The following is a 12242-nucleotide window of genomic DNA, read 5'->3' as shown; positions in this document are numbered from 1 at the left end:
CATTAGGTGTGGCCTAATGAGGGCGGATCAGAGCGTCTCTTTTATCAACAATCTACAGGTACCTGATCCTTGATCAGGCCACACGTTTTAATAAAAAATTGATTAAATGATTATCTCGGATGTGCTAAGAAGGTAATTTAAGTTTGTATAATCGGTATATAATACACATCACAAGAATAGAAAAGTCATGCTAGATGACTAAGGTTAACGAAGCTACTCCGGACCTTTAATGATGTTTTTGTACTGTTCTCTTTTTGTTTTCATTGCTTTTATGTTTCTATTTCGGGGAGAAATCAGCAGAACATAAAAGCGGGCATAAAAAAAGCCACCCTTTTGCTTGCTCTGCCGAGAAGGCGTAGGACAGCCACCATCTTTCGACGGCCGAGCACAGAGCAAGCAGGGTGACCCTGTCTTATTGACTACACAAATATAGTATAAGACATAGGTCTTTCCTACTCCTTGCACTCGAATGTCCTACTTTTCTCCGCAAGATTTTTAAAGTATAATATTTTATAACATCACCTAGTGATACTATTTTCTATTTTAAAAAACTAAATTAAACAAATATACATATTATATGTATAAAAACAACTATAATATGTATAAATTAACGCAACAAGTACTTTTAAACGTTTTAGAAAAGTACTATGGCAAAGAAAAAGAGAATTTTAAATGCTTTAGGGGAGTATTTAGAGAAAAGATCAGTAAATAAAGCTGAAGTTTCTAGAAGGACTGGTATCCACCAAACAAGGATGACTTGGCTATGTTATGAACCAATCCATTATTTACGATCTAGCGAACTAGAATTGATAGCAAAAGCTATTAATGAAAATGGTTATGAGATGCATAAGGAGCTTTTTGCCAGCTTACAATTAAAAGAAGAATTTTCTCCTTCCGAGAATGTAATCAATAACATTACAAAAGAGCTTACTGAAAAGAAAATAATAAGTCAGCTTGGTCTTACTGCCCAAGATATCAAACGTATATCAGAGCTTCTTCCTTTCTGCCAAGAAGAGAGGGTAGAGTCGGAAATCCTTTCTCACTTAGGACTAAAGCGTAAAAGTTCAAGAATGACCGCATCGATAAAAGCCTGCGTCGAGACAGGTTGGCTAAAAATGCGACAAAAAAACACAGAAGAAGGTTTCCTTTCCTACTACATCATTACAGAACAGGGGAAAAAGATTATGGAATCGGAAAAATAGAAACGATAATTCTAGAGTCTATAACCATTTCTATATATTGAGTTTGATTGGTATTAGCTATTAATCCTATCTGTCTTTCGTTTATAAAAAAAAATCTATTTTTATCAACTAATAAACATTAATAGATGTATAATTACAAAAATCTCGCTGATCGGGACCTTGTCTCTCTCTTAAAAACAGGTGATAGAGAAGCCTTTGCGCAGATTTATGAGAGATATGCGATGATACTTTATTATAAAGTGAATCAAGTCCTCAGAGATGAAGAAGCATCGAAAGATATAATTCAAGAACTCTTTACGTATGTATGGGAAAAGTCTGACAAACTCAAAGAGGACCAAAACCTATCTGGATATCTTTACATTGCATCTAGAAGTCGCGTCCTTAATTTAATAAAAAAAGGGAATACCAGGAGCGATTATTTGACGGAAGTAGCTAATTATAGCGTCAATATAACGGATGAGACTACTGAAAAACTTGATGAGAAAGAACTCTTTCTGCTGGTAGCTTCAGAAATTGCTAAACTTCCAGAGAAAATGCGTGAAGTATTTCAACTTAGCAGAATTGAGGATCTATCCCATAAAGAAATTGCAGAACGATTAAATATCAGTGAAACAACAGTGAAAAAGCAAGTACAAAACGCTTTAAAGATATTAAGGGATAGACTATCAAAATTCAGTTCATATGGATTACTTCTTCTAATCTTTATTAGAGAATAATGCTTTCATAACCTAAAATAGTAGATTAAATTAAAATTAAATAAATTTTAATTTAATCTACTCCCAAACATCCTCTCATCTGTATATATAGTATATCGGACTACTAACCAAGTAATGAAGTGAGATGGATAAAGATTACGTAAAAAAAATTATACATAAATACCTTTCGGGCGAAGCAACACCCAAGGAACGACGACTTATTGAAGAGTGGTATGCTTATAAAACCATATTTCCAACGGGTAAAAACCAAGAGGAAAACTATGAACGTATCAAATCTGAAATGTGGACTTCTTTAGAACCAAACATTTATCGGCCTAGGATACGAAAAGCGAAATGGTTTGCCTATGCAGCTGCTATGCTTTTGGTGTGTGGTATTTCGGGCCTTTACGTCTACAAAAATTTTGTTAAAACTTATACTGTCCAAGATTATGCTGGTAGCGTTATAGCTCCGGGTAAGTCGGGTGCGACCCTGACGTTGGCTGATGGATCCAATATTAACTTAACGAATGTAAATGTTGGACAAGTTGCCCTAGAAGAAGGTGTCTCTATCTCAAAATCTAAAGATGGCTTTTTGGAATACCACATAATACAAGATAATACGAACAAATTGTCCTCAAGATATAACAGATTGGCTACATCAAATGGTGAAACCTATCAGATCCTACTTCCCGATGGTTCAAAAGTATGGTTAAACTCTGCTTCGAGCTTAAGTTTTGATTCTAATATAGGCCGTGAAAATTATAGAAATGTCAAACTCAAGGGTGAAGGCTATTTCGAAATTGCAAAATCAGCCAAACCGTTTATTGTTGAAACAGAATCGCAGAAGGTTGAAGTAATGGGCACACATTTTAATATCGATGCATATGGCGAAAAAGATGGCCTAATAAAAACAACGCTTGCAGAAGGCAAAGTAAAGGTAGCGTCCAAGATGGGTGAAAAAATATTATCTCCTGGCCAACAGGCGGTCAACAACAATGGGCAGTTAACTATGCGAAAGGAAGATTTAGAAGCCGTACTGGCCTGGAAAAATGGTTTCTTCAAATTTGATGGTACGCTAGCAGACGTGATGCAGTCCATAAGTCGGTGGTATAATGTAGACATTAGCTACGATGAAAACATACCTAGAGAATTAAGTCTATGGGGTTATGTTTCTAGATCCAATGATCTAATATCTGTCCTAAAGCAGCTGGAAAGAACCAATAAGATCAAATTTGAAATACAAGGCAGAAAAGTAAGGGTCTTACCTAATATAAATACTATCCATATGAAAAATTAGAAAACACGCATTTAAATTAAATCCTGACAGCAAAAAACCGCAAAGTGTGCTACCACTTTACGGCTAGTAGGGTTAAATACCGCTGTCAGTTTATTCACCTGTTCTGATAAATTAATCTGAATTATTACTAATCATTAAACCCCAAAACAAAAGTATGAAAAAAAATGCTTTGATGCACTTGCGGCGCTATAGACCATGGCTCCCTAAAATGTTATTAATTATGAAATTTACTTTTTTATTCATGACAGTTTTATTTGTTCACAGCTACGCAAGCTCTTATGGACAGAACGTCACTATAATGGAAAAAAATGCCACTCTCGAGACTGTTGTAAAACAACTAAGGCAACAAACAGGCTTTGATTTTCTTTTGGACAAAGAGGCACTCTCGGTATCAAAAAAAATAAATATCCAGGTTAGAAATGTAAGCCTACAAGAGGTATTAAAACTCATCTCAAAAGAACATGGGTTAAGCTTCACCTTAGAGGGCAAATCTGTTGTGATAACTAAAAGTGTAATGGCTTCATCCACGAAAAACTTAGAGAGTAATAACAGCATTCGCCAACAGGGATTAGCAGGTCTTGTCATCGATGAGAAAGGAACTCCTCTTATTGGAGCTACCGTAAAAGTGAAAGGCAGCACTCTGGCATCCGTTACAGATAACAAAGGATTTTTTCGCTTTGAAAGACTGGAAATCGGTGATATTCTGGAAATAACTTATGTTGGATATAAAATAAATGAAACTACTGTCACAAGCGGCCAACTGGCGCAGAAGGAGTATTTGATAATACACATGAAGCCGCTGACGGAAAACCTGGAGGAAATCACCATTGTAAATACAGGCTATCAGAAAATAAGCAGAGAAAACGTAACCGGATCGGTGACCACTATAGGTAGCAAAGAACTTGGCAGAAGAAACGCCGTGAATATCATGGAAAATCTTGAAGGAGTGGTACCTGGTTTGGTCCAGTATCAGGGCAAAGCCAGCATACGGGGTGTAAGCACACTAGATGCAAATGCAAATATATTGATCGTTGTCGATGGACTCCCTATTGAAGGATCTGTCAGCGACCTGAATCCTTACGATGTGGAGAGTATAAGCGTACTGAAGGATGCAGCCGCCGCCGCGATCTATGGTGCCCGAGCTTCTAATGGGGTCATTGTGGTCACTACTAAAAATGCTCAGGAAAAAGGAAAAACCGTTGTGGAAGCTGCCGCAAACCTGACTTTAACGCAAAAACCTGATTATAGCTATAATAATTATATGACCCCCAGTCAACAAGTAGAATGGGAAAGTAACTATTATAAGTGGTGGTTTTCGGGAGGTAATGGCTCTGTTGCTAACCCCATAAATCAATTGGAGAGCGATATAAACACAGGTAATCCCATATCGCCTATACGGTATGGCTATTACCAGTTCACCAAAAATGAAATTTCACAAACACAATTGGACGCTGTTTTAGACAGCTACAGGCAAAATGATTTTGCTAAAGAATACCGGGAGCATGCTTTATTAAAGGGAATTGGGCAACAGTATAATCTGGCTTTGCGGACCAACAATGGACGAACACAAAATAATTTAGTCATCAACTATACATCCAATAATCAAGGCATTATCAATGCTTTTGATAAACGGATCAATCTTCATTACAAAGGTACGTATACACCTGATAAATGGCTTGATATTAATTATGGTGTGAATAGTGTAATTGGAAAAACCAGAGCACATAACAGCCAATTTGCAACTACTCCATTTAATGTTCCGTCATACTATAGATTATTAAACGAAGACGGTAGCCGGGCATATTACACTACAAATAGATTTAACGCATACAACAATATATTTGAGACTATTCCGGGACTGTATTCGGCAGAATTTAATCATCTAGATGAACTGGAACGTGACTTTAAGAACACCTCTTCTCTTCATACTCGTTACTATGTAAACATGGATATCAGACCTATAAAAGGACTTATATTGAGTCCTATGTTTCAGTATGAAGATATTCGAACGGATATATCGGGATATTCGGAAGCGGAAAGTTATACCATGCGCTGGCTACAAAATGTGTACACTAAAACTGACGGAACCTATGGTGCAATGCTGCCTAAAGGAGGTAAACTGAATACCTCAGCGATAAGAAGTCCTAACTACACCGCTCGTATGCAAGCTAATTATGATCGCAGTCTAGAGGATCACCGAATTATAGCTTTAGCAGGTTTTGAGATACGTCAGACTCGTAATTATGGCCAACATGGAATTTTGTTGGGATATGATGACCAGCTTCAGACTCAGTTTACAAACAATGTGAACTTTAATGACCTTTTCAACAGAAACATGGGGACATTCTGGAATATGAACTACCCAACAAGACAATACCACTTCTTTGAAGAACTATCTACTATGGGATTAGAGCGGGACGAAATGCATCGATTTGCCTCAGGTTATGCCAATCTCACCTATAGCTTCAAACAGAAATATAATCTATTTGGATCTCTGCGTAAGGATTATGCAGACCTTTTCGGTGGAGACGAGCGTTATCGAGGAAAACCTCTTTGGTCGATGGGGGCGTCTTGGGTCGTATCCAATGAAGATTTTATAAAGTCTTACACTTGGATTAACTATTTAAAGCTTAGAACATCATACGGTTTAACAGGGAATATTAAAAATGTAACAGCGCGCTTAGCCGCGACCTCGGGAACGAATAATCTGACACAACTTCCGAACGCTACAGTATCAAACCCACCTAATGATCAATTGCGCTGGGAAAAAACAGCAACAACAAATGTAGGCATTGATTTTTCAACTTTTGACAACCGTCTAAAAGGGACACTAGACTGGTACCATCGGAAAGGAACAGATCTATTTGCCTTAAAAAGAATGGACCCCTCAGAAGGTTTCAATTCAATGATTATTAACAATGCAAGCATGGTAAACAAGGGAATCGAATTCAGTCTTAGTTATGATTGGATGAGATCAGAAAGTTTATTTAGATGGACGTCTCAGCTCACTGGTGCATGGAATAAAAACAAAATTATCGAAGTGGATGAATTGACCAGAAATCCAATTACATTGGCTGGGGGAGGCTCTTACAAAGTTGGATATCCGGTAAACTCAATATTTTCTTTCCGCTTTGCAGGATTGGATGATATGGGTATGGCCCAATGGTTTAATACTGCTGGTATTCCTACAAAAACAACTCTCGGGCCTACAGAGGCTGAAGCTATCGTATACTCGGGTAGTGAAGACCCGAAAGTCAATATCGGCTTTAACAACGATTTTTCATACAAAGGCTTTGATATTGGTATATATGCCATATATTATGGAGGGCATCATTTTAGAGCTAGACCTGTACCACTACCCTACCAGATGCCTAATTATGGTTCATTGCCATCCTATCTATTGGAAAGTTGGTCGCCTACTAATAAAGATACAGATGTACCTGGAAGTGGTGAATTTTATCAAATCCCTGCTACTAACCAATACTATTATTCGGACAATCTGGTTCGTAAGGCCGATTTTATCAAAATCAGAAACATTGTATTTGGTTATACAGTCCCACAACAGATTAGTTCGAAAGTAAGAGCTAATAACTTAAGGGTACGTCTCCAACTTAATAATCCCAAATCAATATGGATAAAACAGAACGATGTACATATAGATCCGGAGACAGGTGGCGCACCTATTCCGACTTCATTTGTATTTGGTGTCAACGCTAATTTTTAAAAAAATGAAAACAAGATTATATATATATAGTTTATGTAGCATACTGCTACTAAGCACAGTTATCAGTTGTGCAAAATATACGGACTTTGTACCAAAGGGACAGAACCTATTGGATCGGGTAGAGGATCTTGACCAATTGCTCAACGTACAGTATTCTGGGAGTACATTTAATATGAATCGTCTTTCACTGATAGCAAATGACATGTATCTTCTGGCTTACAATGTCCCAAATGTGATATCATCGAATGTAGTCACTATGGACAAGGTATTGCTGACCTATGATGAAACTGCTGATCGGGCAGCACTGACCCCGACCGATGGTCGCTATGATGGTCTTTACAAAAACATCGCCATGGTCGCTAATATTGTATTGACGAATGCAAATAGTGCAAAAGGTGATCAAAAATTATTAACACAACTGAAAGCTGAAGCTTACGTGTTAAGGGCTTTCATGCACTACCTCTTGGTCAATATGTATGCTAAGGCCTATGATCCAAGTACTGCAGCCACTGATGGTGGCATCCCCTATGTCAAAGACATAAACTTTGAAGAGGTTAATACTAAAAATACTGTAAAGGAGGTATATGAAAATCTTTTGGGGGATATTGAAGCTGCTTTAGCATTAAATACGCTGCCTGATAAACCTAAAAACAGCATGCGAGTAGGTAAGGGATTCGCCTATGCGGTGAAGGCTAAAATACTTTTATCTATGCGTAACTATAATGAAGCACTCATAGCAACAAATGAAGCACTAAAGTATAACAGCACTTTAGAAGATCATAGACCATTGTTGGCTGAACCTGTACTGGAAAAAAGAATTTTAACAAGGTCTGGTCTTGAAGCACCTGATAATCTATTTTATGCGTTTTCCAATAGTATTGATCCGTCCATACTTACACCCTCTTATGAAATTTTAAGTGATTACTACGAACCTGGAAATATTATTAAAGATAGGACTAATGTTTATAATTACCAGTTTGGATTTTTATATGTAGGCTTACAAAACATTCCTGCCTGGATCGCTTTGCTTTATGAATCTAACAGCGCTGGTCTAACGGTTTCAGATCTCGTCCTAATGAAAGCTGAGTGTTTGATAAGAACAAATAAGATAGCAGAAGGCATAGCTGAAATTGAAAAAATCCGCGTACGGCGAATTGACCCAGCTGTATATGTTCCACTTTCAGCAAGTGACGAAGCCCTCGCTATGGCTCATCTCAAAAAGGTATCCCGAATCGAGTTCTTATTCACCTGGAGAAACTTTGTCAATATCAAAAGATGGAATAGCGAGGGGATCTATGCAGAAACTATCCATAGAACAATAAATGGCAAGACCTATATATTAAAGCCTGATTCACCACTATGGATATTACCATTTCCACAAAGTGCTACACAATTTAATGAAACACTTAACCAAAATTACTAAATAATATAAAAATGATATATAAACGAATACTTTTAATAGTGTCAATTAGCACCCTATTTATAAATATTACCTCTGGTCAGAACACTAACAAACTAGACGTAGGTGACACCGCACCCGAAATCAGGTTTTCAAAATGGATAAAAGGTGCACAATTTCAAACCTTTGATCCACAAAAGGTCTATGTTATGGAATTTTGGGCCACCTGGTGCGGCCCGTGCAAAGCAGCAATGCCACACCTTACAGAGTTGCAAAAACAATATCATGGAAAAGTAACGTTTGTAGGCGTGAATGTATGGGAAAAAGTACAGAAAGACGAATCGTATGAAACAGTGGTTCCTGCAGTTGAAAAATTTGTAAAGGCTAATGATACTAATATGGGTTATACAGTAATTGTCGATGACAAAGAACAATATATGGGAAATAATTGGCTCAAAGCTGCTGGTCAAAATGGTATACCAGCAAGCTTCGTAGTTAAAGATGGAAGAATTGTTTGGGTGGGACATCCAAGTGGGCTAGATTCTATTGTTCCTAAAGTACTTGATGGAAGCTTTGATAGTAAAGCATTCAAAATAGAAGCTGATAAGGCCGCCCAAAAAGAACGTGAATTTATGGAAGCCCAGATGGCTCTTTTCAATCCAATACAAGAAGCATTACTAGCTAAAGATTTTGAAAAGGCATTTGTTCTTATGGATAAATTAGCGGCCGATAAACCTGACTTCAAAAAAATAATGGATTTGACTAAATTTAAAACATTGTTAACCGAAGTAGATGAAAATAAAGCTATCGAATTTGCTAAAAAGTCTATAATATCAGATGATCTGAGTTCTGCAATTATACTTGGAGAAATCTATAAAGTCGACGGTTTGGCTAGCGCCACATATCTTTGGGCAGCAGATAATTTTGATGACATAGAGAAAATTACAAACCCGCTCGTTGCAGATGCTGTAGCAACGTGCTATGCAAAAGCCAACCATTTTGAGAAGGCTATTAAAAGTCAAACAAAGGCAATCGAGATCGCTGAAAACGCTCTTAATGAAAGCACAATGGCGGGCACAGTCACAAAAGACACATTGGATGAATATAAAAACAAATTAGAAGTTTATAAACAAGGAAAATCAAAATAACTCTTTAAAGAATCAAAATAATATAGAATATTCTCAAGGATTGTGACATAATAGAAGTGTTAACAAAATCCGATTAAACAACAAAGCTCCATATGCATGCATAATGGAGCTTTGTACAAAAAAAGCCAACTGATTTAATCTTAAACCTATTGCTTTGCTTCCTCCATCAGTTTCCTAATATCTTCCTCGGAGGGAAATTGGCCACCTTGCATTTGCCGCAACAAAGTAGCTGTAGCATCTATTCTGTTTTTAGGCAAATTATCCCGCCTTCCGGCCGCTATAGACTTTTCTACAACCTGACAGGCCATATTACGGTGTCCCTTTTCCCAAAACATACCGGCTACTTTATATAAATAATAAAGCTCCATTTGGCTGATACCGAAAAATTTGTCTGCGGTTTTAAAAAGCTCTGTTGCTACTTGTCCATCCTTATCGGAAATAGGGTAATAGGGACTAATTGCTAAAAGCGCCAATAAAGGATTGGACGTTGTACTTTTTTTGGTGATGCGGCGCACAAAATCAGCGAGAGCTTCACTGTCCCCTTCCCTAGCGTATAATCTATAGCCTTCGGAAACAATATCCAGTATTGGTGCCTCTGCATCCTGCAATCCTCTCTCAATATCCTGCTCAATCAGTGCTTTCAGTTTGACCGTGTCCCCCCCCTGGTCCAATGTCTGGTAAAGACGGTAGGAGATATCCGAATAGAGGGCATCCGCATGTTTAACCTCCAACAACTCTACCGCCTCTCTGTATCGTCCCATTTGTGTCAGCACCGTACTCTTAGTAGACATAGCTTCTCTATTGTCTTGATCTTTGGACAGCAGCGTATCTAGCACGGATAGAGCCTTTTCGTAATCTTTTGAACGGATCAACCCACGCACGATTGTCATGCGGTCCTGCTTGCGTGCCTGCTCCAGATGTTGCAGACTAAATGTCCTGTTGATCAACATCTCGATCACTTCTGTCGTCAGCTCGTTGGGATGAGGCATCCATATGACCTTGTTATTCTGAATGACTATGGTATGGGGAAGCGCATTGATCCGCCCAGGAATAAGCCATTGTCTGGAGAAGTCGCTGCTGGCACCGCCAGCATATGCGACACGGTAAGCCATATCGTCTCCTTTGCTCTCGACAAAATTTTCCACTTTTTTGAAATCATTCTCCATGCTACTCTGACCGATGATAACAATATCCTTTCCATAGGTACGGTGCAGTTCATTCAGATGTGGGATAGCGGCTAAGCATGGACCACACCACGTAGCCCAGCACTCAACGATGTAGGTCTTTTCTTTATCAAATGTCTGGATAGGCTCTCCTTTCAGCCATGTAACCTGAGGATATGTAGTAACTTCAGTACCCACACCAAAGGTTACGCCGTTATCGTTATTTTCGTCATGTGACTGCGCATACGTCGTAGATGCCAAAACGTTATATAAAACCAATGCTAATGCTCTTATCTTCATAATATGTTCGTGATTAAATAAAATATGTATATAATTATATGTCACTCTATAACGTTATTCCGGTGACCAAAGCATCTCGCCTTTGGTCATACGAGACAGCATCTGCTGCAGCTCTGGCTGCTCTCCTCCTGCTGTTGATAGTTTCGATATCGTACTGCCCATTAAGGTGATAGCTGCTGCCCGCTCTCCCTGTCTATACTGGAGCAAACTTTGGATAACCGCAGCAGAAAGCGCATCTCGTGAATCGGTTGTACTAAGCCAACTTTCTGCTGTTTTTAAAGATTTTTTATCGCCACAATGGTAAAAAACCATGTAAGCATAATTCATCAGCTCGTCAAAAGCAAGACTGGACTCCTCTCGGCTGTTCTCGGCGTCTACTATCTTTACAAATTGACGCCATTCGCTCCTATCCTGATGATATGCTAGCTTGGATTTGACCAATGCCTCCTGTGCAAAGGCGGGATACTTCCGTTGAATCAGCTTGTCGATTTCGCCAAAGTCAGGCTTCTCCACATCTCGAGTAAGAAATGTAGTGACCTCATCAGCAATCAGCTTCTTCACCACACGCTTGACGTCGGCACCGGCAACATTGTCCTCAACACCCTCCAAAAGATCGGTAAACACTGAATCACTGGTAGACTGTACAAACTTGGCAGCATGGGACAACACCTGAGAACTACGTCTGTCTGTCTGATCACATAGACTCCAAAAGGTGCGAAACAGGCTATCTGCGCGTCCAGCCTCGTTGGCACCAAGAGCTGCTGTAAAGGCATGAATATACGTTTCTCTAGATCGATCTCCTTGAGATAACTGCTGCAATAAGGTATAGTATTGTCCCTGTGGAACTAATGCACTGGAAGAGATGCGTAAAAACTCCGGAATCGGAACTGCACCGACACTTTTGTGTACAATCTGCCCATCCGAGTCAAAATAAAGCAGCGTCGGATAGCTCCTGACTTCATACGTACTACCGATATGCTTTGCATCAACGTACCAACTCTTAACAAAATCACTATCGGTCTTGGTGGAATCCATCTGCAACTTGACTGAGATAAACTTATCACGCATAAAACTGCCCACGCTATCATCGGCAAATACCTGAGCAGCCATAAGGCGACAGGGATGGCACCATGTGGTATAACAATCCACGAAAATAAACTTACCTTCGGACCTTGCCTGATCAACCACCTCCTTCCAATTATCCGATTTGGAGAATGTTATCCCTTGTGCTACCCCCATTGTCTGGACGACGATCAGAAACAATAAAGTCCAGACCATAGTAGTTATCTTCCTTTTAAGAGCTACGATATCCAT

Annotated in this window: 8 protein-coding genes; 6 read left to right on the top strand and 2 right to left on the bottom strand. The window is 38.9% G+C overall.

Translation table 11 applies throughout. The features are described from left to right. The first annotated feature begins 647 nt into the window (after positions 1–647). The 6 genes from B5X76_RS21620 to B5X76_RS04310 all read left to right on the top strand — a co-directional run bounded on the left by B5X76_RS21620 (position 648) and on the right by B5X76_RS04310 (position 9465). Positions 648–1202, top strand: coding sequence for a helix-turn-helix domain-containing protein (locus B5X76_RS21620; protein WP_139375198.1), 555 nt, complete (start codon positions 648–650; stop codon positions 1200–1202). Positions 1203–1327: 125 nt separating this feature from the next. Beyond that, complete coding sequence (locus B5X76_RS04330) at positions 1328–1918, top strand: RNA polymerase sigma factor (protein ID WP_079641549.1); 591 nt, start codon at positions 1328–1330, stop codon at positions 1916–1918. A 124-nt stretch (positions 1919–2042) separates the two neighbouring features. Then, entirely contained in the window at positions 2043–3194 is a 1152-nt protein-coding gene (locus tag B5X76_RS04325) for a FecR family protein (protein WP_079641547.1), read from the top strand. A gap of 220 nt (positions 3195–3414) precedes the next feature. Further along, positions 3415–6918: a SusC/RagA family TonB-linked outer membrane protein gene (locus tag B5X76_RS04320; RefSeq protein ID WP_176140987.1), complete on the top strand. Its 3504-nt coding sequence runs from the start codon at positions 3415–3417 to the stop codon at positions 6916–6918. 4 nt (positions 6919–6922) lie between these two features. Further along, positions 6923–8341 carry a RagB/SusD family nutrient uptake outer membrane protein gene (locus B5X76_RS04315; RefSeq protein ID WP_079641543.1) on the top strand — a complete coding sequence of 473 codons (1419 nt, stop codon included), beginning with the start codon at positions 6923–6925 and terminating at the stop codon, positions 8339–8341. An 11-nt stretch (positions 8342–8352) separates the two neighbouring features. Next, positions 8353–9465, top strand: coding sequence for a thioredoxin domain-containing protein (locus tag B5X76_RS04310; RefSeq protein ID WP_079641541.1), 1113 nt, complete (start codon positions 8353–8355; stop codon positions 9463–9465). Positions 9466–9611: 146 nt separating this feature from the next. On the opposite strand, the gene B5X76_RS04305 is transcribed toward B5X76_RS04310, so the two are convergent. Together B5X76_RS04305 and B5X76_RS04300 are read right to left on the bottom strand one after the other, a co-directional pair. Further along, the gene (locus B5X76_RS04305) at positions 9612–10928 is read right to left on the bottom strand and encodes a redoxin family protein (protein WP_079641539.1); all 1317 of its coding nucleotides are present in this window, start codon (positions 10926–10928) and stop codon (positions 9612–9614) included. Positions 10929–10982: 54 nt separating this feature from the next. After that, on the bottom strand, positions 10983–12242 hold the full coding sequence (locus B5X76_RS04300) for a thioredoxin family protein (RefSeq protein WP_079641537.1): 1260 nt from the start codon (positions 12240–12242) through the stop codon (positions 10983–10985).

It is taken from the genome of Sphingobacterium nematocida (assembly GCF_900168125.1).
Taxonomy (GTDB): Bacteria; Bacteroidota; Bacteroidia; order Sphingobacteriales; family Sphingobacteriaceae; genus Sphingobacterium; species Sphingobacterium nematocida.
The sequence above is the reverse complement of the archived record's forward strand: the minus strand, read 5'-3'. Positions and strand labels throughout refer to the sequence as shown.